The sequence below is a fragment of the Alcaligenes pakistanensis genome (assembly GCF_014652815.1).
Classification (GTDB): domain Bacteria; phylum Pseudomonadota; class Gammaproteobacteria; order Burkholderiales; family Burkholderiaceae_B; genus Alcaligenes; species Alcaligenes pakistanensis.
This window is the reverse complement of sequence record NZ_BMZN01000006.1, coordinates 47,699-71,255: the sequence shown is the minus strand read 5'-3', so window position 1 is coordinate 71,255 and position 23,557 is coordinate 47,699. Positions and strand designations below refer to the sequence as shown.

At 53.7% G+C, this 23,557-nt stretch carries 20 protein-coding genes; 18 read left to right on the top strand and 2 right to left on the bottom strand.

Going from position 1 to position 23,557, the window contains the following annotated elements:
* Nucleotides 1-38 precede the first annotated feature (38 nt).
* From pheT to IE156_RS17600, 3 genes are all read left to right on the top strand, one after another.
* Nucleotides 39-2,444 (top strand): phenylalanine--tRNA ligase subunit beta, encoded by a 2,406-nt coding sequence (gene pheT, locus IE156_RS17610; RefSeq protein ID WP_189393964.1) that lies wholly within the window; start codon nt 39-41, stop codon nt 2,442-2,444.
* Nucleotides 2,445-2,453: 9 nt separating this feature from the next.
* Nucleotides 2,454-2,780 carry an integration host factor subunit alpha gene (locus IE156_RS17605; RefSeq protein WP_189393963.1) on the top strand — a complete coding sequence of 109 codons (327 nt, stop codon included), beginning with the start codon at nt 2,454-2,456 and terminating at the stop codon, nt 2,778-2,780.
* 77 nt (nt 2,781-2,857) lie between these two features.
* Complete coding sequence (locus IE156_RS17600; RefSeq protein ID WP_189393962.1) at nt 2,858-3,262, top strand: MerR family transcriptional regulator; 405 nt, start codon at nt 2,858-2,860, stop codon at nt 3,260-3,262.
* Between the two features lie 175 nt (nt 3,263-3,437).
* Here the strand turns inward: IE156_RS17600 and IE156_RS17595 are convergent, their stop codons facing one another.
* Nucleotides 3,438-5,129 (bottom strand): anti-sigma factor domain-containing protein, encoded by a 1,692-nt coding sequence (locus IE156_RS17595; protein ID WP_189393961.1) that lies wholly within the window; start codon nt 5,127-5,129, stop codon nt 3,438-3,440.
* 517 nt (nt 5,130-5,646) lie between these two features.
* On the opposite strand from IE156_RS17595, the gene IE156_RS17590 reads away from it, so the two are divergent.
* From IE156_RS17590 to IE156_RS17550, 9 genes are all read left to right on the top strand, one after another.
* A complete protein-coding gene (locus IE156_RS17590; protein WP_189393960.1) occupies nt 5,647-7,428 on the top strand; it encodes an ABCB family ABC transporter ATP-binding protein/permease in 1,782 nt (593 codons plus the stop codon).
* A gap of 60 nt (nt 7,429-7,488) precedes the next feature.
* Nucleotides 7,489-7,983, top strand: a complete 495-nt coding sequence (locus IE156_RS17585; protein ID WP_189393959.1) for an SUF system Fe-S cluster assembly regulator — start codon at nt 7,489-7,491, stop codon at nt 7,981-7,983.
* Nucleotides 7,980-9,428, top strand: coding sequence for a Fe-S cluster assembly protein SufB (gene sufB, locus IE156_RS17580; protein WP_189393958.1), 1,449 nt, complete (start codon nt 7,980-7,982; stop codon nt 9,426-9,428). Before IE156_RS17585 ends, sufB begins: the two co-directional genes overlap by 4 nt.
* Before the next feature lie 13 nt (nt 9,429-9,441).
* A complete protein-coding gene (gene sufC / locus IE156_RS17575) occupies nt 9,442-10,221 on the top strand; it encodes a Fe-S cluster assembly ATPase SufC (RefSeq protein WP_189393957.1) in 780 nt (259 codons plus the stop codon).
* Nucleotides 10,218-11,525 (top strand): Fe-S cluster assembly protein SufD, encoded by a 1,308-nt coding sequence (gene sufD / locus IE156_RS17570; RefSeq protein WP_189393956.1) that lies wholly within the window; start codon nt 10,218-10,220, stop codon nt 11,523-11,525. Before sufC ends, sufD begins: the two co-directional genes overlap by 4 nt.
* The gene (locus IE156_RS17565; protein ID WP_189393955.1) at nt 11,522-12,769 is read left to right on the top strand and encodes a cysteine desulfurase; all 1,248 of its coding nucleotides are present in this window, start codon (nt 11,522-11,524) and stop codon (nt 12,767-12,769) included. Before sufD ends, IE156_RS17565 begins: the two co-directional genes overlap by 4 nt.
* Complete coding sequence (sufU, locus tag IE156_RS17560; protein ID WP_189393954.1) at nt 12,770-13,222, top strand: Fe-S cluster assembly sulfur transfer protein SufU; 453 nt, start codon at nt 12,770-12,772, stop codon at nt 13,220-13,222.
* Nucleotides 13,223-13,238: 16 nt separating this feature from the next.
* Nucleotides 13,239-13,799, top strand: a complete 561-nt coding sequence (sufT, locus tag IE156_RS17555) for a putative Fe-S cluster assembly protein SufT (RefSeq protein ID WP_189393953.1) — start codon at nt 13,239-13,241, stop codon at nt 13,797-13,799.
* A gap of 842 nt (nt 13,800-14,641) precedes the next feature.
* Nucleotides 14,642-15,241 (top strand): winged helix-turn-helix domain-containing protein, encoded by a 600-nt coding sequence (locus IE156_RS17550; protein WP_189393952.1) that lies wholly within the window; start codon nt 14,642-14,644, stop codon nt 15,239-15,241.
* A 113-nt stretch (nt 15,242-15,354) separates the two neighbouring features.
* Here the strand turns inward: IE156_RS17550 and IE156_RS17545 are convergent, their stop codons facing one another.
* Entirely contained in the window at nt 15,355-15,786 is a 432-nt protein-coding gene (locus IE156_RS17545; protein WP_189393951.1) for a helix-turn-helix domain-containing protein, read from the bottom strand.
* Between the two features lie 915 nt (nt 15,787-16,701).
* Between IE156_RS17545 and IE156_RS17540 the strand changes: the two genes are divergently transcribed.
* The 6 genes from IE156_RS17540 (at nt 16,702) to IE156_RS17515 (ending at nt 23,537) form a co-directional block, all read left to right on the top strand.
* Nucleotides 16,702-17,547, top strand: coding sequence for a MurR/RpiR family transcriptional regulator (locus tag IE156_RS17540; protein ID WP_189393950.1), 846 nt, complete (start codon nt 16,702-16,704; stop codon nt 17,545-17,547).
* A gap of 21 nt (nt 17,548-17,568) precedes the next feature.
* Nucleotides 17,569-18,816, top strand: coding sequence for a diaminopropionate ammonia-lyase (locus tag IE156_RS17535; RefSeq protein WP_189393949.1), 1,248 nt, complete (start codon nt 17,569-17,571; stop codon nt 18,814-18,816).
* Complete coding sequence (locus tag IE156_RS17530; protein ID WP_189393948.1) at nt 18,813-20,057, top strand: Zn-dependent hydrolase; 1,245 nt, start codon at nt 18,813-18,815, stop codon at nt 20,055-20,057. The genes IE156_RS17535 and IE156_RS17530 overlap by 4 nt, the downstream gene beginning before the upstream one ends.
* A gap of 76 nt (nt 20,058-20,133) precedes the next feature.
* Entirely contained in the window at nt 20,134-21,732 is a 1,599-nt protein-coding gene (locus tag IE156_RS17525; RefSeq protein WP_189393947.1) for an ABC transporter substrate-binding protein, read from the top strand.
* Nucleotides 21,729-22,670 (top strand): ABC transporter permease, encoded by a 942-nt coding sequence (locus IE156_RS17520; RefSeq protein ID WP_189393946.1) that lies wholly within the window; start codon nt 21,729-21,731, stop codon nt 22,668-22,670. Before IE156_RS17525 ends, IE156_RS17520 begins: the two co-directional genes overlap by 4 nt.
* A gap of 27 nt (nt 22,671-22,697) precedes the next feature.
* Nucleotides 22,698-23,537: an ABC transporter permease gene (locus IE156_RS17515; RefSeq protein WP_189393945.1), complete on the top strand. Its 840-nt coding sequence runs from the start codon at nt 22,698-22,700 to the stop codon at nt 23,535-23,537.
* Nucleotides 23,538-23,557 lie beyond the last annotated feature (20 nt).

Below are 23,557 nucleotides of genomic sequence, written 5' to 3'. Positions count from 1 at the left end.
TTCCGATATATGCCGTTTATCGTCTCCATCTTTGCATCATGTTATTTTCCGAATCGTGGCTGCGCCGCTTTGTGAATCCCAAACTGGGAACTGAAGAACTGGGTCACCAGCTGACTATGGCTGGCTTGGAGGTTGAAGAAATTCAAGCCGCCGCGCCTGCCTTTGAAAACGTGGTGGTGGGTTTGATCGCCGAGATCGCCCCTCATCCCGACGCTGACCGTCTGCGCGTGTGCCAGGTCGATGATGGCTCGGGTACGCTGCTGCAAATTGTGTGCGGTGCACCTAATGCAGCACAGGGCATCAAGATTCCTGTGGCTCGTGTCGGTGCAGAATTGCCGGGTGGCATGAAAATTGGTCCGGTCAAAATGCGTGGCGTAGAATCCGCCGGCATGTTGTGTTCGGGCCGTGAACTGGGCTTGTCCCAGGATCACGATGGCTTGCTGGTACTGGATGCGGATGCGCCGGTGGGGCAGAGCCTGCGTGAACTGCTGGATCTGGACGATCAGATCATTGAATTGAAGTTAACGCCTAACCGTGCTGACTGTCTGTCGGTCCTGGGTGTGGCGCGTGAGGTGGCTGCGTTGACTGGCGAGCCACTGACTTTGCCAGATTTCACTCCTGTTCCTGTCACGATTGATGATCGCGTTTCAGTGACTATCAAAGACGCCGATTTGTGTGGCCGTTTTGCTGGTCGCGTGATCCGTGGCGTGAATGCACGCGCCAAGACACCAGACTGGATGAAAAGTCGTCTGGAGCGTAGCGGTCAGCGTTCGATTTCCGCTTTGGTGGACATCTCCAATTACGTCATGCTGGAACTGGGTCGTCCTACCCATGTGTTTGATTTGCAGCATGTGCAAGCCGGTCTGGAAGTGCGCTGGGCGCGTAAGGGCGAACAGCTGGAACTGCTAAGTGGCTTGAATGTAGAGCTGGATACCGATGTCGGTGTCATCACTGTTAACGACGTGCCTCAGAGCATGGCCGGCATTATGGGTGGTGAGCAAAGCGCAGTCACCCTGGATACTAGCGACGTCTATCTGGAAGGCGCGTTCTGGTGGCCAGAAGCCATCATGGGCCGTGCGCGTCGCTACAAGTTCTCTTCGGATGCCAGCCACCGCTTTGAGCGTGGTGTGGACTTTGATTCCATCACCCCGCATCTGGAGCGCACAACGGCTCTGATCCTGGAAATCTGCGGTGGTCAGGCTGGTCCTATGGACGATCAGGTTGTGGCTCTACCAGAGCGCAAGCCCGTTGCCATGCGTCTGGATCGTTGCCGCCGTGTTCTGGGTATCCCGTTGGATCAAAAGCAGGTTGAAAGCATTTTTACCCTGTTGGGCCTGAGCTTTTCGGTCAATGAGGGTGTATTTACCGTGACGCCTCCCAGCTTCCGTTTCGATTTGACCATCGAAGAGGATCTGATCGAGGAAGTCGCCCGTATTTATGGTTTTGAAAACATTCCTGATCTGCCTCCGGTAGCGGCAGCAGAAATTCGCGTGCCTAGCGAAACCCTGCGCGGTCCACATGCTTTGCGTGCTGTGCTGGCCGCCCAGGATTACCAGGAAGTGATCAACTTCTCCTTTGTGCAGGAGTCCTGGGAAAAAGACATTAACGGGCATGCCGATCCTATCCGTTTGCTGAACCCCATTGCCAGCCAATTGGCAGTGATGCGTACCAGCCTGATTCCCGGTCTGCTGGCCAATATTGAACGTAACGCCAACCGCCGTCAGTCGCGTGTGCGCGTGTTTGAATTCGGTCGTGTTTTCATGCGCGACGCCAGTCAGGAAAATGGTCCTTTGACTGTAGCTGGTATCCATCAGCCCAACCGCATCGCGGCTGCTGCCTGGGGCCCTGTGTATACAGAGCAATGGGGCCAGCCTGATCGTCCGGTTGACTTCTTTGATGTCAAACGCGACCTGGAAACCTTGTTGGGCCGTCGCGCAGCAGACGTGCGATTCGAGCCTCAGGCTCATCCGGCTTTACACCCAGGTCGTAGCGCCAGTGTGATTCTGGATGGTAAAACCATAGGCTGGATTGGTGAAATCCATCCTCAGTGGTTAAGCGAGTTTGGCTTTAATCAAGCTCCCGTGGTCTTTGAGCTGGATGTGGACGCTATTTCCTACGACGAAGTGGTTCACGCACAAGAAATATCCAAGCAGCCTGTGGTGCAACGAGATCTAGCGGTTTGGCTGGATAAAGACGTATCCTATCAAGCTGTGCTCGATACCTTGAACAAGGTGCGTAGCAGCGCAGAACAAGCGGCTATCGTCAAAGACATTCAGTTGTTTGACGTCTGGCGCGATAAGAACGATGCATCGGAAAAGAGTCTGGCGATTCGCTTCTGGCTGCAAGACAGCGCCACCACGCTGGACGATGAGCGTGTCGAGCAATGCCTGCAGGTATTGTTGGCGGCACTGGTGTCTGCGCATGGTGCGCGGGCAAGGGCATAAGGAGACACAATGAACGTAGAGCGTACGTTGACCAAGGCGGATTTGGCCGAACTCTTGTTTGAGCGTGTTGGCTTGAATAAACGTGAAGCCAAAGATATTGTGGATACCTTTTTTGCTGAGATCCGCGATTCCTTGGCTGAGGGTGTAGAAGTTAAGTTGTCCGGCTTTGGTAATTTCCAGGTCCGGGACAAACCCCCGCGTCCGGGTCGTAATCCCAAGACGGGCGAAGTCATTCCGATTTCGGCGCGACGGGTTGTGACTTTTCACGCCAGTCAAAAGCTCAAGAGCGTCGTCGAAGGGGCGCCTGTGTCACCTGATGAGGATGACCAGGACTAAGTCCTGGTACGTTTGCGTACAGTTTTGCCTGACTGAACGTGTAAAATCACTCCTATTGTCGATGAGCATTAGTGGCCATGAGCACAAACGAAAAGACGGCGACCTTGCCTCCTATTCCAGCCAAACGTTACTTCACCATTGGTGAGGTCAGCGAGCTTTGTCTGGTCAAGCCCCATGTCCTGCGTTATTGGGAGCAGGAATTTACGCAATTAAAACCCGTCAAGCGACGCGGTAACCGACGCTATTATCAGCACCATGAAGTGCTGTTAATTCGCCGGATTCGCGGTTTGCTGTATGACGAAGGCTTTACCATCAGTGGGGCGCGTAATCGCCTGGGTGATGGTCCGGATATGCCTTTCGATCAGGAAGCCGCAGTGCGCCTGACCGGGCAGGAAATGCAGGCTTTGCGAACCAATCTTGGGCAGATTCAAGCCATGCTGGATCAAGCCTTGGAAATGACTGAGCCGGGCTCGGCTCAGTAGGTTTGTATTGCTCTGCAGCAGTGATAAGGTCGGCCTTGGTGCCGGCCTTTTTCATGGGACCGGGGATGAGAAGGACGCTGCATTGACGTGAGCTCTTTAATCACAAAGCCCGCCTGGAGGCGGGCTTTGTGATTAAGAAAACTGACGAGCTGGAACGTCTGTCTGGCCGTAGTGTTTAAGAACGCGTGGCTGCTGCGCTGGGGTCATTATTGGCACTGGGCAAAGAGTCCAGCTGACCAAAGCTCACAATGCGGCCAATATAAAGCACAGGTCCTTCTGGTGCGCCGCTGTTGGAGCCGCCTTCGGTTTCAAGCGTCATTTCAAAAATCTGCTCGTCTTCCACGGTGCCGATCAAACCGGCAGGAACGGTAATGGGGCGATTCGGATCAATCAAACCCAAGGAACGGATTTGTGTGCCACGCGGAGTGTGTGTCCACAGTTGTACCGATTGAGTCGCTTTGACTTCTGTGCTGACTTTGGGCACCAACAGTACATTGCCTTGCGGGTCGACGGTGGCAATCCAGGCCGGGGTAGACGATTGACCGGGCGCCTGCAGGATGGCGGCTTGACGCGGTTTCATCTCAATGACGTTGACCGGTGGCTCTGAGTTCATGTTCAGAAGCAAAGCAATGACTAGTCCCAGAATAAGGGCAGCAGCCAGACCCCCTAATAAGAGGGGGCGAGACACAGCAAAACCACGGGTCTTGTTTTCGGTGTCGGCGGGCTCTGGCTTGTGCTGTTCAGTCGTGACTGCTTCGGTATCGTGTTTAACCGGTTTTTTCTTGTCTGCGGCTTTTGGGGCGGCTGGTGCGGCTGCAGGCACGGGCGCAGCGATTTTGGCTGCTGGGTCTGAATCGGCACGCAACAAGGTGGGGAAGGGCGGGGTGTGATCATCAGCCTTATGGTCGGAGCTTGAGCTGCTGGCAGACCAGCGGGGCTCGGTACGCACGGCCACCTCAGGCTTTGGAGTTTCCTCTGCCGGTGCATTGCTTTTGATACTGGGTTCCTGGCGTTCAATCTTGACCGTCGTGCTGCCGGTGTTTGTGCTGCCACTGCTGTCAGGGTTAGCGTTGCTGGCTGTCTCGGTGTCCGTATTGGTGCTGTTACCCGCCTGACGACGTGCCGTTGGGGGGGGTAAGCCCAATGTGTGATGAATGTGCGCCAGGCTGGTTGGCGCTGGCAAGGTGGGGCTCAAGCAGTCCACCAGCTCCAGCCAGGCTTGTTCCCACGCCAAGGCCAGGCGGGCAGCCTGATCATTTTGTTGCATCAAGGTGTGAGCCTGAGCCAGCTCATGTTGGCTTAGCAGGCCCAGCGTATATTCGCCAATCATGATTGCGTGGCGCGGATCGCTGGCGTTCCCTTCATTGATCAAAGGGCTGAGCTGTTGCAGGCCCTGTTGAACAACGGCCCGCAATTGAGCGGGTGAGCGGTTCAGCTGAAGGCCTAATTGCTCGTAATTATTGCCATGCAGATAGGCGTGGATCATGGCCCGTTGACTGGTGCCGTCCAGTTTGCCCAAGGCAGGAATAAAACGCTGACCGGCTTGCGGTTTGATGGCGGGCAGAGCGTAGTTGCTATCACCTGTCTGCGTACGCTGACGCAATCGGGCCAACAATCTGAATCGCAAAATGCTGTAAATCCAGGCGCGTCCTTCGCCCAGATCGGGGTCATAACCAGCGGCATTCTTCCACAGCAATACGAAGCTATCGCGCAGTACCTCTTCGGCATCGATGCGTCGGCCTAAAACGGCTTGGCCTAACGCCAGCATCAACGGTGCTTCCTGGTCGTACAGCAGATCCAGCGCCTGGCTGTCTTGTGCGGCTAACTGATCCAGGGAAGAGGAATACGAAAAAGAAGAAGACGGCATGGATGAATTTTGCACGGTATAGAGGGTTATGAACCGGATGTCTTGTTAACAGGTGGTATTGGCGGTGCCCATGCCCCTGTTTCAGGCAAGCAGGTATTGTATGCTTTTCGCCGAAGGCTTGAAGGTAACAAAGTGCTGGATTGCCAGCATTTTCTTTGCAGTGTTAAGCCGTACATTTACCAATGTGCAGCGCTTTAAGAGTGACGATAGGGGGTGTTGCGTCACGCACTGTGGTTTGCGGGCAAACAATCCGCTAAACAATAGCGTTGGCGGCAGGGTCTTGGACAGGAAAGTGACTGTAAAAGGCTATACTTCTTTGTTGCCCGCTAACAGGTCTTTTCTTAGGTGCCTGCTCATTGGCGAGTCTCGTTTCTGTATTCGCATCAAGGACATAGCATGAGCCGGTCTGCTCATGAAAGGGGGCTACACCCCTTTGGTCTTGATCTCAGCGTTGTGCTGCAACTCATTTATAAGTCGTCCGCTGTTCTTCAGCCTAGTGTTGTTGAGTGCGGGCCTATTGCGTGTGCCTCCTCGTCCTGAAGTGCTTGATGGTGTCTCTGGTGGTCTGAGCACCCTGAAATCCTTATTTCCTTACGTTTGGCGATTCAAGACGCGTGTCGTCTTGGCCTTGTCCTGTTTGCTGCTGGCCAAAGTGGCAACCGTCATGATGCCGATTTACCTGAAACAGGTTATCGACGCATTGAGCCTGCCCGCGACTGCTTTGATGTTGCCGGTAGCGGCCTTGCTGGGCTATGGGGCAGTGCGCCTGGCTTCCAGCGCTTTGGGTGAAATACGGGATGCTTTGTTCGCACGGGTCACGCAAGGATCAGTGCGCCTGATTGCCAATCACGTATTTCGTCATTTGCTGGACCTGTCTTTGCGTTTCCATACGGAACGTCAAACGGGCGGTTTAAGCCGGGATATTGAACGAGGGACTAAAGGCGTCAGTTTCCTGCTGAATTTCCTGGTCTTTAATATCCTCCCTACCTTGCTGGAGATCGCACTGGTCTGTGGCATCTTGCTGTGGCGTTACGATTGGCCTTTTGCTGCCGTGACCTTTGGAACGATTGCTGCCTACATTGTGTTCACCTTGTTGGTGACCGAACGTCGTATGCGGTATCGGCGTGCTATGAATGAACTGGACAGCCGTGCCAATTCCCGCGCGATTGATGCTTTGCTCAATTACGAAACGGTCAAGTATTTCGGTAACGAAGATTACGAGATCAATCGTTACGACCAGAATATGGGGCAGTGGGTGCACGCAGCGGTGCGTAACCAGGTTTCGTTGAACTTGCTCAATATTGGTCAGGCCTCAATTATCAGTGTCGGGGTAACCGCCTTGCTGTTCATGTCGGCCCAAGGCGTGTTGAACGGAACCATGACCGTAGGGGATGTGGTGCTGGTGTCCGCGTTCCTGACGCAGCTCTATGCCCCCTTGAATTTCTTGGGCTTTGTTTACCGCGAAATCAAGAATTCTCTGGCGGATATGGAACGACTGTTTTCGCTGTTGCGCCGCAAGCAAGAGGTTAAGGATGCGCCAGATGCGCAGGAGCTGGTCTGTGAGCAGGCCAGTGTGCGTTTTGAAAACGTCAGCTTTGCCTACGACAGCCGCCGCACCGTCATTCAGAACCTGAGTTTTGAGATCCCTGCCGGCAAAACGGTGGCGGTGGTGGGATCCTCCGGGGCGGGTAAATCCACGTTGTCGCGCTTGTTGTTCCGCTTTTACGATGTCACCGAAGGCCGAATCCTGCTCAATGGACGCGAGCTGCGTCAGTGGACGCAAGAAAGTCTGCGCCGTCATATTGGTATCGTGCCGCAGGATACGGTCCTGTTTAATGACACGATTTTGCACAATATTGCCTATGGTCGCCCTAATGCCAGCGAGGAGCAGATTGTGGCCGCTGCTCGTGCTGCCAGCATCCATGATTTCATTCTGAGTTTGCCCGACGGCTACGAGACCGTAGTGGGTGAGCGTGGCTTGAAGTTGTCCGGGGGTGAAAAGCAGCGCGTGGCGATTGCCCGCACCTTATTGAAAAACCCGCCTGTGCTGATTTTGGACGAGGCTACCAGCGCCTTGGATACACGTACCGAACGCGCGATTCAATCCGAGCTGAACGAGATTGCCCGCGAACGGACTACCTTGATTATTGCCCACCGCTTATCCACGATCACTGACGCTGATTTGATTCTGGTTTTGGAGCGCGGGCAGATCGTGGAACAGGGGACGCATAAGGAGCTTTTGGCTCTGGATGCAGCCTATGCCCGTATGTGGAATATCCAGCAAAGTTTGCAGGGATAATTTGACCATATAGTACCAAAGCGGTACTATATGGCTCTACGACCTGTTCAGAGAGAAGGAATGCTGCGAATCAGTAAAATCATTGATTACGGCACTTTGGTGCTGACACACATGGCTGGCGATCCAGACCGTGTGTTCAGTGCGTCTGACTTGGCCGCCATCTTGGGCTTGGGCCAACCGACTGTCAGCAAGGTGCTTAAACTGCTGGGCCAGCACGAACTGGTGATCAGTAGCCGTGGCGCACGCGGAGGGTATGTGTTGGGCCGCCCCGCCAAACAGATAAGTGTAGCGCAGATTATTGACGCACTGGAAGAACAGCCTTTTGGCTTGACCGAGTGTGTTGCCACTCCCGGGGCCTGTTCCGTGGAGTCAGATTGCCATATACGCAGCAATTGGCAGCGAATCAACGATATTGTCCGGCGCACTTTGGAAGAAGTCAGTGTTGCAGACATGATACGCGTGCCCGTTAACGAATTTCCCCTGACACACAAGCCGGGTCCCGAATTGAAAAACAGAAACAAGGCGAGCACCTCCAACGTGGAGTTAACCGAATGAGTACCGTCAACGAACATCTGGACACCTTCCTCGATCGTGATTACGAGGCAGGCTTTGTCACCGACATCGAGTCTGAAACCATACCGAAAGGTCTGAGCGAAGACGTCATCCGTTTCCTGTCCGCGAAAAAACGCGAACCGGAATTCATGCTGGAATGGCGCCTGGCGGCATATCGCCATTGGCTGACCATGAAGTATCCAAAATGGTCGATTGTGGAATATCCACCTATCGACTTTCAGGACATCAGCTACTATTCTGCGCCCAAGAGCAAGGCCGACGGCCCCAAGAGCCTGGACGAGGTCGATCCCGAATTGCTGCGCACCTATGAAAAACTGGGTGTGCCTTTGCACGAGCGTGCCCGGCTGGCCGGTGTGGCTGTCGATGCCGTGTTTGACTCGGTCTCGGTTGCGACTACTTTCCGTAAAGAACTGGAAGAAGTCGGTGTGATTTTCTGTTCCTTTTCTGAAGCCGTGCGCGAGTACCCGGAGCTGGTCAAGAAGTACCTGGGCACCGTGGTTCCGCCTAGCGACAACTTTTACGCGGCATTGAACTCGGCCGTGTTCTCGGATGGTTCCTTTGTGTACATCCCCAAAGGGGTGCGTTGCCCCATGGAGCTGTCCACGTACTTCCGCATCAATGCCCGCGATACTGGTCAGTTCGAGCGCACCTTGATCATTGCCGAAGAAGGGGCCTCGGTCAGCTATCTGGAAGGCTGTACGGCGCCGATGCGCGATGAAAACCAATTGCACGCAGCGGTCGTGGAGCTGGTCGCGTTGGACGACGCCAAGATCAAGTATTCCACCGTACAAAACTGGTATCCCGGCGACAAAGATGGCGTGGGCGGTATTTACAACTTCGTCACCAAGCGTGGCGAATGCCGTGGCGCCCGTTCCCATATCTCCTGGACGCAGGTTGAAACCGGCTCGGCCATCACCTGGAAATACCCTAGCGTGGTTCTGCGTGGTGACGATTCTCAAGGCGAGTTCTACTCGGTCGCCCTGAGCAACCACCGCCAGCAAGCCGATACCGGCACCAAAATGATTCATATGGGTCGCAATACCCGCAGCACGATTATCTCCAAGGGGATTTCGGCTGGCCAAGGTATCAATACCTATCGCGGCCTGGTTCGTATCACCCCCAAGGCAGAAAACGCCCGTAATTACACCCAATGTGATTCGCTGCTGATTGGCAAGCGCTGTGCTGCACACACCTTCCCAACCATGGAAGTGCAGAACCCTAGCGCCAGTGTTGAGCATGAAGCCACCGCTTCGCGCATTGGCGAGGACCAGCTCTTTTACGCTATGCAGCGCGGCCTGACTGCTGAAGACGCCGTCTCCATGATCGTGAACGGCTTTTGTAAAGAAGTGATTAAAGAATTGCCCATGGAGTTTGCGGTCGAAGCACAGAATTTGCTCGGCGTCAGCTTGGAAGGCAGTGTAGGTTAAGGAGAATAATGAGATGCTGACGATTAAAGATTTGCGCGCTTCGGTTGAAGACAAACCTATCCTTAAAGGTCTGAACCTTCAGATCAATCCCGGCGAAGTTCACGCCATCATGGGCCCGAACGGCTCGGGCAAGAGCACCTTGTCCCAGGTGCTGGCTGGCCGTGAAGACTACACCGTTGAGGGTGGTTCGGTAGATTGGCTGGGTCAAGACCTACTGGAAATGAAGATCGAAGACCGTGCCCGTTCCGGCTTGTTCCTGGCTTTCCAGTACCCCATCGAAATTCCCGGTGTTTCCAACGCCTACTTCCTGCGTGCTTCCGTGAATGCCGTGCGCCGTCATCAGGGCTTGCCTGAGCTGGACGCGATGGATTTCCTCAAGCGTGTGAAAGAGGAAATGAAGACAGTTGGAATGCGCGAAGAATTTCTGTACCGCTCCGTGAACGAAGGCTTTTCCGGTGGCGAGAAAAAACGCAACGAAGTTCTGCAAATGAGCTTGTTGGAACCTAAGCTGGCCATTCTGGACGAAACCGACTCTGGTCTGGATATTGACGCGTTGCGTGTGGTGGCTGATGGCGTTAACCGTCTGCGTTCCCCCGAGCGTTCCTTGCTGGTGATTACCCACTATCAACGTCTGCTGGACTACATCGTGCCTGATTTCGTGCACGTGCTGGCAGGTGGTCAGATTATCCGTTCAGGTGGCCGTGAACTGGCCCTGGAACTGGAAGAGCGTGGTTATGGCTGGGTGTTGGAACAAGCAGCTGCCGAGCAAAAAGCCAAAGGAGCTGCGGTATGAGTCTGCCAGATTGGGTCAACAGCTTTGCCGCTCAGGCTGCACAAGCACCTGGGGCCGGTCTGCCATGGCTAAGCGCTATGCGTCAGCGCGCCCTGGATCGTTTTGCACAAGAAGGCTGGCCAACGACACGCATTGAGGCTTGGCACCATACTTCTTTGGCTTTGCTGGAGCAACAAGCATTTGCACCGCAAAAATCGGCTTCAGCTGCAGATTTGGTGGCTTCAGTGCGCCAACAAGAGGACGGGTATTTCCTGGTCTTTGTGGATGGTCATTACGACGCATCCTTGTCGCACCTGGCTGAAATGCCCTCTGGCGTTCGCTTGACTACGTTGAGCGCCTGTCTGCAAGAAGATGCGGATTGGGTGCAGCAGGCTTATGGCGACGAGTCCAATGGAGCATCTACAGCTGCCTTGAACCTGGCCTTGGCCCATGACGGTGCGGTGCTGAGCCTTGAGGCTGGAAAGCATCTGGAACAGCCTGTTCATCTGGTCTTTGTGCGGACCCAAGGTGGTAGCGCTAGCTTTACCCGCAACTTAATTTCTCTAGAGTCCGGTGCCAGTGCGACGGTCGTTGAGCACTATTTGGGCCAGGATGGCTTGGATGCGTCATTGAGCAGTGCGGTCACCCGATTGAACGTGGCTTCTGACGCGAATCTAACCCACATGAAATTGCAGCAAGAAGCATTGCAAGACTTTCATCTGGCCAATATTGATGTTCAGCAGGCGCGCGGTTCGGTCTTTAATTCGCACTCTTTGTCTTTCGGTGCGCGGATTGCCCGTAACGATATCGCCACTGTGTTCAACGGTGAACGCTGTGAAACCCTGTTCAATGGTTTGTACTTTGTGAATGGCCGCCGTCACGTCGATCACAATACGGTCATTGACCATGCTCAACCTAATTGCCAAAGCCGTGAGTTCTACCGTGGCGTACTGACAGACACGGCTCGAGGTGTATTTAGCGGCCGTATCTTAGTAGGTAAAGGCGCGGACGGTACTGATTCGATACAGCGTTCGGACAGCTTGCTGTTGTCTAAAATGGCTCGTGCTGATTCCCGCCCCGAGCTGGAGATCTATGCGGATGATGTCAAGTGTGCACACGGTGCAACCGTGGGTCAATTGGACGCCGACAGCCTGTTTTACTTGCGTTCGCGCGGTATGACGATGGAAGACGCACGCAATATGCTGATTTACGCATTTGCCGCCCAGTCCTTGGAGCGTATCGCTTCCGAGAGCCTGCGTAGCCGCGCCATGGTTGGTATCAACGCTTTGTTGCCCGGCGGTCTCGCCTTTGGAGAGCTTGCATGAATGCGCCTATGCCCGTAACTGCTACTGGTTTGCTGAATCACCGCGAGGATTTTCCCATCCTGGCGCGCCCCATTCGGGGCCAACGCTTGTCCTATCTGGATAACGGAGCGACGACGCAAAAGCCGCGTTCGGTCATTGAGGCCGAGGCGCGCTTCTATGAACAGTCCAATGCCAACATCCACCGTGGTGTGCATTGGCTGTCACAGCATGCAACTGAGCTGTACGATCAGGCTAGAAGTACAGTGCGGGCATTTCTGAATGCCGCGCGCGATGAAGAAATTGTCTTTACACGCGGCACAACAGAATCCATCAACCTGGTGGCGTATAGCTGGGGCATGGACAACCTGAAAGCGGGTGATGAAATCTTGCTGACAGGCCTGGAGCATCATTCCAATATCGTGCCCTGGCAGTTGGTTGCTCAGCGTACTGGTGCCGTCATCCGTGTGGTGCCGGTTCTAGACAATGGCGAGCTGGATCAGGAAGCCTTCAAGCAGCTGCTGAACGAGAAAACGCGTTTGCTGGCCGTGGGTCACGTCTCCAATGCTCTGGGCACTATTAATCCCATTGCCGAAATGACACGTCAGGCCCATGCCGTGGGCGCCAAGGTTTTGGTGGACGGTGCTCAATCTGTTCCTCATGGTGTGGTGGACGTCCAAGCGCTGGATGCCGATTTTTACACCTTCTCGGCCCACAAGCTCTACGGTCCAACGGGTATGGGCGCTTTGTACGTGCGCTACGAGATTCTGGACAGCATGTCACCCTGGATGGGTGGCGGTGACATGATCACGACTGTCAGCTTCGAGCAAAGCAATTACGCACCTGTGCCACAGCGTTTTGAAGCCGGTACTCCTAATATTGCCGGTGCTATTACCATGGCTGCCGCCATCGACTATCTGATGGCTATTGGTATGCAGCGTATTGCCGATCACGAGGCGGTGCTGTTGGAGTACGCCACAGATGCGTTGCTGGCCATGCCTGGCATCCGCATCATTGGTACGGCAGCGCACAAGGCGGGCATTGTGTCCTTCCTCGTCGACGGCATTCACCCTCATGATCTGGGCACTATTCTGGATATGGACGGGGTTGCTGTACGTGCTGGTCACCACTGTGCCATGCCGTTGATGACACGCTTTGGCATTCCGGGTACTGCTCGTGCCTCTTTTGCTTTGTACAACGATTACGCTGATATTGACGCTTTGCTGGGCAGCCTGCGCAAAGCTCAAAAACTATTTGGAGTTGGCTAAATGAGCCAAGATTTCAACGGGCTGCGCGAGCTTTACCAAGAGGTCATTTTTGACCACAACCGTAGCCCGCGTAACTTTGAAGTAATAGAAAACGCCAGCCATTTCGCCAATGGTCACAATCCTCTGTGTGGGGATCAGTTGGCTGTCTACGCCGTCATCGAAGAGGGTGTGGTGAAGAAAGTCAGTTTTGTGGGGCATGGCTGTGCCATTTCTAAAGCCTCGGCATCCTTGATGACTGAAGCCGTGAAGGGTTTGAGTCTGGCCGAATTCGAGTCTCTCTTTGCAGATATGCACGCTATGCTGACTGAGGCCCATCCTGATCGAGACATGGGCAAGCTGGAAGTGTTATCGGGTGTGCGTGAATTCCCCGCACGGGTTAAATGTGCCACCTTGGCCTGGCATACCCTGCACAACGCCATTAATCAGGCCAAAGAAACCGCGCAAACCGAATAAAAGGCGCAAGCAAGCCATGAGCTACTTTGAACGACATGATGTGCTGGTCTCCCGGGATGTCCCGGCTGTCAGTATTCCTTACGGTGCGCCCGTCACAATTGAATCGGGCTGTACAGCAACTATTACCCAAAAGCTGGGCGGCAGCTATACCGTGATGGTAGAGGGCAACCTGTACCGGATTGAAGGTGTAGATGCGGATGCACTGGGCTTTGAGACTCAAGGCGAGGCCGAGGTCTTTGTGCCCGAATTGCCACTGAGCGAAAAAACGATCGAAGATGCCGCCTGGATTGTTTTGTCCAGCGTCTACGACCCAGAAATTCCGGTTGATATCGTTAACTTGGGTTTGGTGTATGCCTGTCACGTCACTCAGACTGGGCCAGAGACTTTTTCCATCACTATGGAAATGACATTGACCGCTCCAGGCTGCGGTATGGGTACGATGATTGCCGATGAGGCTCGCTATAAGCTGGAGACCATCCAGGGGGTGGAGAAAGCAATGGTGGATCTGGTGTGGGACCCGCCCTGGAGTAGAGAGCGCATGAGTGAATCAGCCCGCTTGCAATTAGGGATGCTGTAAAAGAAAAAGCCTGCAGAATATGCAGGCTTTTTTTTGTCTGGCACTTTGCCTGGATCGTGGAAATTGCTGGATGCCCTCCCTATATTTTTTATCTGGCAGCCTTGAGTGGATTCTTCACAAGGGGAGAGCGCTATTGCCAAAAAAGCCTTAGGGCCATGCTGATCATGTGTAGTGAGGCCATCGCTCTTGCGGTCAATATGAGCGTATCGGGCAAGGAATGACAGTGCTATAAGATGCCCCATAAACATGACTTCGACTTCTTAGTCATTTGAAAATACGTCTATCTTCGATAATTCCATATGCTTATCTTTGCGGGTTATTTGCTCAAGATATTGCTTGATGGTGTCAAGTACTTGCCTTATTATTCGATTCGTAAGGAAAGTGTTGTTATTTGTTTATTTTGATCATGAAATCGATTAAAAGTGTGTTTTCTTGTCTTTTTGGTAAGAAGTTTGTTTTTTGATCAAGGTTTAGTTCCTTATCTTAGGTGAGAACAGCATTTTATAAAGTGCTCAGCGACCGTAGAGCAGGCATCAAGCGCTTTTGCATGTAGCGTTGACTTAGGTGCCAAGACTTTTATCAGTAAAAAATAATCAAGATATCAGTGTCAGGTAGCCACCGCTCAGAGCGTGCGGCGTAGTGCCTAGATATAGGCAGGTTTTTTAGAAACGGGGAGCTTGGGATTGTTTAGGATTGAAAAAATAATACTTTTATTTGACGATAATGACCTAACGCAAAAGCTGATAAAGGACTTCGCTTTATGGGGAATACCCTTGCGAGTGCTGCAGGAGCGAAGTGCCGCTGAACTCTGTTTAGACGAGTCTGCTGAGCCAGGCGAATTAATGATGATGTGCACACAAAAGCAAGAGTTACTGCGTGATGTGGGATGCTTACGAGCCAAGTCTCCGACATTGGGAATTGTTGTCTTACGGATGGATGGTCTGGTCTCGCCGGCACACAGCGGTTTTTTGATGTTGGCAGGCGCGGATATCTGTTTGGATCAGCGAGCGCAAAGCATGGAAATTCTGGCGAGCATTCAAGCCTTGCGCCGACGTGATCTGGCTTTAAAAGCCAAGTACTTAGAGGCCAGAGACAGGGGTGTATCGCCAGCACCCGCAGAGACTAATACAGGCCTTATCCGCTTAAGCCCAGGACCTGTGCACGGCTGGACGCTGTTGGAGGATGGCTGGCGTTTGGTTACACCGGGCTGTCATGCGGTTGCGCTGACGGGTGCGGAGCGACGGGTTTTACGTGTGCTGTTGGCAGCCAGTCCTAATCCGGTTACTCGCGAAAAACTGTTTAGCGACAATGAAGGGGATCAGCCTACCAGCCGCTATATTGATGTGGTGGTTAGCCGCTTGAAGCGCAAAGTGGCTCTGCATGGAGAGCGTCTGCCTATTCGTTCAGTGTGGGGAGTAGGTTATGTGTTTTCTTGCGGCTAGTTGAAGGGGAGTGTGTATCGTTTTTGTTGTAGGGCTCAATAGCCCGATTTATGTCAGACGCCCTGGTCTGTTGATACACACTCTATAGCTGATGATGTTGGCTATCGTCAGCGTTATCTAAATGAAGCCAGCTCAATTAAATTATTAAGGCTTGCCTCATCCATTTGCTTCCCTTGGCGCAGGTAAAGCTCGTAAACCAAGCGGATGATACGTGCCTCGGCTTCTGGTCGCAGGCCTACGCTTTTGGCTTGAAAGAGTAATTGTGCCTTGGTAATAATCTCTTCCAGAATATCCAGTTCCAACAAGGTAGATGAAGGCTCGGACGGGGCTGGATTGCCTTCGCCTGATGCCAGCCAGCTAACGGAGAGATTGGTCGCTTGAGCCATTTTAACCAGGCTCGACCGGGAAGGATCGGAATTACCGGACCGCCAACTTCGTAGCACGGATGTGGACATTCCCATCTTGTCTGCTAGATTCTTTGCGCCACCGGCGCGTGTTATGGCTAAATTTATTCGGTCTGAGAAGTCTTTAAATTCATTGTCCATATGAGTGTTATCTGATGTGCTACGCCGTTGTGGTGAGGAACTCCCACTAATTTAAGTGCAATTTACCCTTGGTTCTTTGTCTCTTATCAATTGTTTTCTAATTGCTCCAAGTTCTCGCTCTGCACCGATAAGATCTTGCTGTTCTTTGCTTTCTAATCAAAAGTAAAGAAATGTATGTTATTTGATATAAAACGCTCATATTGTGCTGTATCTTGTTGTTTTTAACAAAAATCGACTTTATCGATAAGAGTTTGTTGCAATATGGCGCGTTCTTCATGCTTAAGGCTCTGTATAGACTGTCTCAAGTGAGTCAATAATGTCTTTCATGGCTTACTCTTTGAGTAGGCAAGTAGATGTTCGACCCCTTAGTTGCGGTGATTCTACCTCTTGAACGTTCATTTGTGTTGAATGTGCGATTTTTGTCTCTATATCTTAGATACAAAGAGTCATGTTTGCCTTGTTTTGAGCCAAGTCCGCGCGCTGAGGGGCATTTAGTAACGTGCTGGCAATGGCTTGCCTAGCCAGATCAAGTCACTCTTTCTGAGTGCTTGGAGAGCCCTCTCGCTAGCAGACGGTAGAGGGAGAACTCTGGAGTACGTTCCATTTCGTGCCCAGGAGACACTGGCTCATCTGACCGAATGAGCCCTGTCGTTCCTCCTCCCTGGATGAAATTTATATTTCATTTATTACGCTGTCATTTCATTTTTTTATTCCTGTGGATAGGCACGCGCTTGCCTCGTCCTTTACCTCTATATTCCCTTTTTTAACAGATAGTTAAGCTATTTAACGCTGCTGGAAATGACCTTCTTTGCTTGTTCCAAGGGTAAATACGGAGCCAAATCATCACATCCTCAATTGAAATTTAAATTTTATTAAGTATTATGTGAAAAACAAATTTCAATTTTAGGTTGTGTCATGGTCATCAAAGATTCGATCCTGGATATTCTCGATGTCCTGCCCAGTGCGGAGCGGCGTTTGGCCGATGTGGTCTTGTCTCATATGGGGCAGTTGGCTACCTATTCCGCCCAGGAATTGGCCGAGAAGGCAGGCGTATCAGCGGCTACCGCGGTGCGCTTTTTCCGGCGTTTGGGTTTTAACGGTTTTAACGAGTTCCGGGTCACTGCCCGTGAGCAGATGGGAGACGGCGCCCCCTTCAAGCGTCTGCACTCTATGTCCAGCAGCGGTATTCAGGCCAATATGTCGCCGTTTATCAATGCGGATGTACAGAACATTTCCACCACCTTCCAAAACATCACCGAACAGCATTTAGAAAACTTCACCCAAGCGGCGTTGAAAGCGCGGCGTATCTGGGTGTTTGGTTTCCGCAATGGCCAGATCCTGGCTTGCTACGCCCACTCTTTATTGCAGCAACTGCGCTCTGATGTGCATCTGGCCGTGGGCACGGTCGCCCATCTGACGGAACAGCTGGCCGATGTGGAAGCAGGGGATTTGGCTCTGGTGATGGATTTCCGCCGTCGCTCTGTGCTGTTGCCATCTTTGGTGGAGCATCTGCGTGGTGAGTCCGTGCAGATGGCTTTCTTGACCGACGGTCTGGAAAGCTCTTTGCTGCGCTCACAAGACATTGCTTTCACGGTAGCGACGCGCGGCGAGTACCTGTTTGATTCGCACACCGGCACGCTCAGCCTGATCAATTATCTGGTTAGCCGAGTGGCTTTGCAGGCCGAGACGCAGGTGGCGCGTAAGTTGCAGAAGATCGAATCCATCCATCGTAGTTTTCAGGACTTGAAGTCCAATAATTAAACCCATAGAAGTGGAGCAGACATGAACAAACATGCCGTTCGGGAGCAAGGCGCGGTGCAACTGTATCTGAACCCTCGTTGCGTTCAGGATAGCCAGGAATACGACGCCTCCTTGCAATCGATTTTGTCGGTCGCCGCCTACGAGCAGGCTCAGGCCAGCATTGTGCAGTGGCCCGGTTATACGCCTACCCCTTTGCGCCATCTGTCCGGTTTGGCCGCGCAGATGAGCGTGGGCGGTGTGTACTACAAGGATGAAGCGGGTCGTTTTGGTTTGGGCAGCTTTAAAGCCTTGGGCGGCGCGTATGCGGTTAATCGCTTATTACTGCGCCAGCTGCACGCTCATACCGGCATTGACAGCCTGACTTTGGATGATCTGAAGAACCCCGCTTACAAAGACTTTATTGCTGGCCTGACCGTCACCTGCGCTACTGACGGCAATCATGGTCGTTCGGTTGCCTGGGGGGCGAAGAATGCGGGCTGCCAGTGCGTGATCTACATCCATGAGCACGTCAGTACGGGTCGCGAGCAGGCGATTGCGTTTTACGGGGCCAAAGTAGTACGTGTGCCCGGCAATTACGATGATTCTGTTCGTCAGGCGGCTGAAGATGCCCAAGAGCATGGCTACTTTGTGGTGTCCGACACGTCTTATCCCGGCTATATGGATGTGCCCAAGGATGTAATGCAGGGTTACACCGTGATGGTGCAAGAGGCGTTGGACCAGATTGGATCGGGCAAGCCGGTCAGCCATGTCTTTATTCAAGGCGGTGTGGGTGGTTTGGCGGCAGCTGTGTGCGCTCATATGTGGGAGCGTCTGGGCGCCCAGCGTCCTCGCTTGATTGTGGTTGAACCCAATAAGGCGGATTGCCTGTTCCAAAGTGCTGTGCAAGGCAAACCTGTCACGGTGACGGGTGATTTGAATACGGTGATGGCCGGTCTGGCTTGTGGCGAAATCTCTTTACTGGCCTGGGAAATTCTGGATCCCGGTACCTATGCCTATATGACACTGGAAGACGATGCGGCCTTGCAAACCATGCGCCGTCTGGCCCGTGCAGATAAAGGCGATGCACCGATTGTGGCGGGTGAGTCCGCAGTGGCTGGTGTGGCAGCTTGCATGGCCGCTTGCGAGCAGCCGGACTGGCGTCAGGCTTTGGGCATCGATGAAAACAGCCAGATCCTATTTTTTGCCAGCGAAGGCGATACCGATGCGCAGTTGTATCAGCGCATTGTGGGTATGAGCGCCCAAGAGGTTCTGGCTCAGGAGACGATATGAACAGCCCAGCCAGCACAAGCCTAGTCATTAATGGCGAGCGCCTGCTGCAGCGTATTGCGCAGTTGGCGCAGATCGGTGCGATCGACGGGGGCGGTGTTTGCCGTCTGGCCCTGACAGATGAAGACAAGGCTGGTCGGGATCAGGTCGTTCACTGGATGCGCGAACTGGGTATGAGTGTGCAAATCGATCAGATCGGCAACATTATTGGCACCCGCGTCGGTCGTCTGGATGTGGCTCCCGTCATGACCGGTTCGCACATTGATACGGTGCGTACTGGCGGGCGCTATGACGGCAATCTGGGTGTGCTGGCTGGCTTGGAAGTGGTGGCCAGCTTGAACGATGCTGATGTGCAGTTGGATCGTCCCCTGCAAGTGGTGGCCTTTACCAATGAAGAGGGCGCGCGCTTTGCGCCAGACATGATGGGCAGTCTGGTGTTTCAAGGGGGCTTGTCCTTGCAAGAGGCGCTAGACACCGTCGGGATTGATGGCAGCACCGTGCGCGAGAATCTGGAGCGCATTGGTTACGCCGGCCCTGTGCCTTGCGGCCAGCCAAATGTACATGCCTATATGGAGCTGCATATCGAGCAAGGTCCGGTGCTGGAGCACGAGGGCATTGATATTGGTGCCGTAACCGGGGTGCAAGGGATTTGCTGGCTGGAGTTCGAGGTGCAAGGCGTCTCCAACCACGCGGGCACCACTCCCATGCATCTGCGCCATGACGCCGGTGTGGTGGCGCAGCAGATTGGCAGCTTTGTGCGTCAGTTAAGCGAGCGCTACGGCCCGCCGCAACTGGGCACAGTAGGGCGCTGCGAGCTGTTCCCGAATCTGGTCAATGTGATCCCTAGCAAAGCCGTGTTTACCGTGGATTTGCGCAATGTGGACAAGGCCAGCCTGGATCAGGCTGAACAAGAAGTGCTCGAGTTTGCCCATAAGGCGGCCGAGCGCGAAGGTGTGCAGATCAAGCATCGCCATCTGGCCCGCTTTGATCCTGTGCAATTTGATGAACGTTTGATCAGTATGGTCGAGCAGTACGCCAAGGAACTGGACTGCTCGGTCAAGCGTATGCCTAGCGGTGCCGGACACGATGCACAGATGCTGGCTCGTTCCTGCCCCACAGGCATGATTTTTGTACCGAGTGTGCGTGGCTTGAGCCACAACCCGGCAGAGTTTACCCACGATAAAGACTTGATCGCCGGATGTTCCATTCTGCTATCGAGCTTGGTGGAGTTGGCCCGTGAATAAGCTGTAAACCCCCATGACGGGACCGTCGCCATAAGAGCAAAGGCGGACCGCTTTTAACTACCTGGAGAGACAAAAAATGAGCAACCTGCTTAAGGACCGCTTGCGTCCTGCCAAATCGTTAGCCGCCGTCTGGGCTGCCCTTGCCATTACCGCGATTACCCCTGTGGCCGTTAGCGCTCAAACCACCTTGACTGCCGTGATGGAAGCGCCTTTGCGTTCTCTGGACCCGGTCATTACCACTTCCTATATTGTGCGTAATTACGGCTATATGGTGTACGACACCTTGCTGGCCGAAGATGCGCAGGGCCAGGTCAAACCGCAGATGTTGGAAGGCTGGAAAGTGACTGAAGACGGTCAGACCTACACCATGACTTTGCGTGAGAATCTGCGCTGGCATGACGGCTCGCCAGTGACGGCAGAGGATGCGGTTGAGTCCATCAAACGCTGGATTCAGTTGGACAAGATGGGTCAGATCATGACGGAGTTCCTGACCAAGATGGAGGTCGTGGACGATCGCTCCTTTGTGATGCAGTTTTCTTTCCCCACAGATATTGCCCTGCGAGCGATGGGCAAGCCCAGTTCTCTGCCCTTGTTTGTGATGCCTAAAGAGGTGGCACGCACACCGATTAGCCAGGCGATTACCTCTACTGTGGGTTCGGGGCCATTCCGTTTTGTGGACAAGGAATATCGTCCTGGCGTGCAAGCGGTATTTGAGAAGAACCCGGACTACGTACCTCGTAATGAACCCGCCAGCGGTCTGGCTGGTGGCAAGCAGGTCAAGGTAGACCGCGTACGTTGGGTGGCGATGCCCGACGCCATGACAGGCGTGAATGCGTTGCGCAGTGGCGAGATTGATGTCATCGATCAGGTGCAGCTGGATCTTTTGCCTTTGCTGCAAAACGAATCGGATATTGTCCTGAATGCCTCTACGGCCCGTGGTGCGCAAACCGAAATGCGCTTTAATTTCCTGCAGCCGCCTTTCAATAACAAGCAAGTACGTCAGGCCGCCATGATGGCCTTGAACCAGAAGTCCTTGATGCAGGCGCAAGTGGGCAACCCAGACTACTTTGAAACCTGCGGTGCGGTCTTTGGTTGCCACAGTGTGTTCCCCTCGCAAGCCGGTTCCGAGACTTACTTCAACGGCGATGCGGTGGGTGCGAAAAAGCTGCTGGAACAGTCTGGCTATAAGGGTGAGCCCCTTGTCTTGTTGCACCCCACGGACTTCCTGACTTCGCCTGTGGTCCCCGTGATTGCCCAACAACTTCGCAATGCCGGTTTCACCGTGAATGTGGAAGCGATGGATTGGCAAACCGTGCAGACTCGCCGCACGTCCAAGCGTCCCGTACAAGAGGGCGGCTGGAGCATCATCACGACCTATTCGGGCCTGGTGGATGTGAGCAATCCCTTGAGCTTTATGGCGGTGGCCTCCAATGGCGACAAGGCTTGGTTCGGCTGGCCGGATATTCCCGCTATTGAAAAAACGCGCATGGAGTTTGCCCGTGCCAGTGGTGAGTCTGACTTGATTCGTCTGGCCACGGATCTGCAAAAGCACATTATGGACGAAGGTGTCATCGTGCCTCTGGGCGAGTTCAAGATGGTTAGCGCCATGCGCAAGAACCTGAATGGCTTTCTGCAAACCCCGGTTCCGGTCTTCTGGAATGTGGAGAAGCGATGATTGGGCTTATCTTCAAGCGTGTGCTGGCCACCATACCGGTATTGCTGATCGTCGCGCTGGTGATTTTTGTGGTTCTGCGCATGTCGCACGGCGACCCTGCCATTTTGGTGGCAGGCGATAGCGCCACCAACGAGCAGATCGAGGAAATCCGCCATCAGATGGGCCTGGACCAGCCTGTACCTGTGCAGTTTGTGCAGTGGCTGGGCAGCATGGTGCAAGGGGACTTTGGCATGTCCCTGATCTCCAGCCGCCCGGTCAAGGATCTGGTGCTCGACAGGCTGGGACCAACCGTGTCACTGACCCTATTGACGCTGATCTACACCCTGACCATTTCAATTCCGCTGGGTGTGTGTTCGGCTTGGTATCGCGGCAAGTCTCTGGATCGCTTCGTAATGGCAGGTTCGGTAGCGGGTTTTTCAGTGCCGGTCTTTATCGTGGCTTATCTGCTGATCCTGCTGTTTTCGCTGGAGCTGCGTTGGTTGCCGGTACAGGGTTACAAGCCCTTGAGCGATGGCCTGTGGGAACACTTGCGGCATTTAATTTTGCCCGCAGTGTCCCTGGGGACGGTGTACATCGCTTTGATTACTCGCATTGTGCGTACCAGCGTTATCGACACCTTGAACGAGGACTACATCCGTACGGCCCGCGCCAAAGGCTTGAATGAGCGAGGCGTGCTGACACGTCATGCCTTGGGCAATGCAGCCGTCCCCATCCTGACGATTATTGGCATCAGCATCACCATGCTGATCGGCGGAGTGGTGGTGACGGAATCGGTCTTCAACATTCCTGGGTTGGGCCGTCTGGTGCTGGATGCGGTGCTGTCACGCGACTTTACGGTGATTCAGACCCTGATCGTGCTGTTTTCACTGGTGTATGTAGGGATCAATCTGCTGATTGATATCTCTTACATGCTTGTCGATCCCCGTATCGATTATTGAGCCGCCGCTTTTTATAGGTAGAACAATATGCACAAGCTCAACAAATTGAAAAAAGTGGTCGCCAGCACGTCGGCTCGTGCCGCCTTGCTGTTCCTGATCCTGATGGCGGCCATGGCGATCTTTGCTCCCTTCCTAGGTACGCAAGATCCCACCCAACTGGACCCCAGCGTCCGCTTGCAGCCGCCTTCTGCGCAGTTTTGGCTGGGGACGGATGCACTGGGCCGGGATCTGTACTCCCGTGTGGTGTACGGCGCTCAAGTGTCCTTTATGGTGGGTTTTGGTGTCCTGGCGATTAGTGTCTTCTTTGGCGTGATACTGGGTTCCCTGGCCGGTTATTTCCGCCGTCTGGATTCCATCATCATGCGGGTGATGGACGGCGTGATGGCGATTCCCGGGATTTTGCTGGCCATCGCTCTGGTGTCAGTGTCCGGGGCTAGTTTGACCACGGTACTGATCGCCATTGCCATTCCTGAAATTCCACGGATGACCCGATTGGTGCGTGGCGTGATTCTTAGCGTGCGCTCCGAGCCGTATGTGGAAGCAGCCATGACGGTGGGAACCTCGGCCTATGTGATCTTGTCGCGCCATATGTTTCCCAACACTTTTGCGCCTTTGATTGTGCAGGGCACCTATGTGTTTGCCTCGGCCGTGTTGCTGGAAGCGATCTTGAGTTTTCTGGGGGCGGGCATTCCGCCGGAGATGGCCTCCTGGGGCAACATCATTGCGGAAGGTCGGCTGTACTTCCAGCTGATTCCCGGCATCGTGCTCTATCCCGGCATTGTGCTGTCCATCACGATTTTAAGTATCAATATCCTGGGCGACGCATTGCGCGATGCGCTGGATCCCAAGCTGGTCACACGGCTGTAAGTGACAAGGGCAGGAGACAT

Coding starts and splice junctions, on each gene's coding strand:
- pheT (WP_189393964.1), top strand. CDS start 39: ATGTTATTTTCCGAATCGTGGCTGCGCCGCTTTGTGAATCCCAAACTG.
- IE156_RS17605 (WP_189393963.1), top strand. CDS start 2,454: ATGAACGTAGAGCGTACGTTGACCAAGGCGGATTTGGCCGAACTCTTG.
- IE156_RS17600 (WP_189393962.1), top strand. CDS start 2,858: ATGAGCACAAACGAAAAGACGGCGACCTTGCCTCCTATTCCAGCCAAA.
- IE156_RS17595 (WP_189393961.1), bottom strand. CDS start 5,129: ATGCCGTCTTCTTCTTTTTCGTATTCCTCTTCCCTGGATCAGTTAGCC.
- IE156_RS17585 (WP_189393959.1), top strand. CDS start 7,489: ATGCTGCGAATCAGTAAAATCATTGATTACGGCACTTTGGTGCTGACA.
- sufB (WP_189393958.1), top strand. CDS start 7,980: ATGAGTACCGTCAACGAACATCTGGACACCTTCCTCGATCGTGATTAC.
- sufC (WP_189393957.1), top strand. CDS start 9,442: ATGCTGACGATTAAAGATTTGCGCGCTTCGGTTGAAGACAAACCTATC.
- sufD (WP_189393956.1), top strand. CDS start 10,218: ATGAGTCTGCCAGATTGGGTCAACAGCTTTGCCGCTCAGGCTGCACAA.
- IE156_RS17565 (WP_189393955.1), top strand. CDS start 11,522: ATGAATGCGCCTATGCCCGTAACTGCTACTGGTTTGCTGAATCACCGC.
- sufU (WP_189393954.1), top strand. CDS start 12,770: ATGAGCCAAGATTTCAACGGGCTGCGCGAGCTTTACCAAGAGGTCATT.
- sufT (WP_189393953.1), top strand. CDS start 13,239: ATGAGCTACTTTGAACGACATGATGTGCTGGTCTCCCGGGATGTCCCG.
- IE156_RS17550 (WP_189393952.1), top strand. CDS start 14,642: ATGATGATGTGCACACAAAAGCAAGAGTTACTGCGTGATGTGGGATGC.
- IE156_RS17545 (WP_189393951.1), bottom strand. CDS start 15,786: ATGGACAATGAATTTAAAGACTTCTCAGACCGAATAAATTTAGCCATA.
- IE156_RS17540 (WP_189393950.1), top strand. CDS start 16,702: ATGGTCATCAAAGATTCGATCCTGGATATTCTCGATGTCCTGCCCAGT.
- IE156_RS17535 (WP_189393949.1), top strand. CDS start 17,569: ATGAACAAACATGCCGTTCGGGAGCAAGGCGCGGTGCAACTGTATCTG.
- IE156_RS17530 (WP_189393948.1), top strand. CDS start 18,813: ATGAACAGCCCAGCCAGCACAAGCCTAGTCATTAATGGCGAGCGCCTG.
- IE156_RS17525 (WP_189393947.1), top strand. CDS start 20,134: ATGAGCAACCTGCTTAAGGACCGCTTGCGTCCTGCCAAATCGTTAGCC.
- IE156_RS17520 (WP_189393946.1), top strand. CDS start 21,729: ATGATTGGGCTTATCTTCAAGCGTGTGCTGGCCACCATACCGGTATTG.
- IE156_RS17515 (WP_189393945.1), top strand. CDS start 22,698: ATGCACAAGCTCAACAAATTGAAAAAAGTGGTCGCCAGCACGTCGGCT.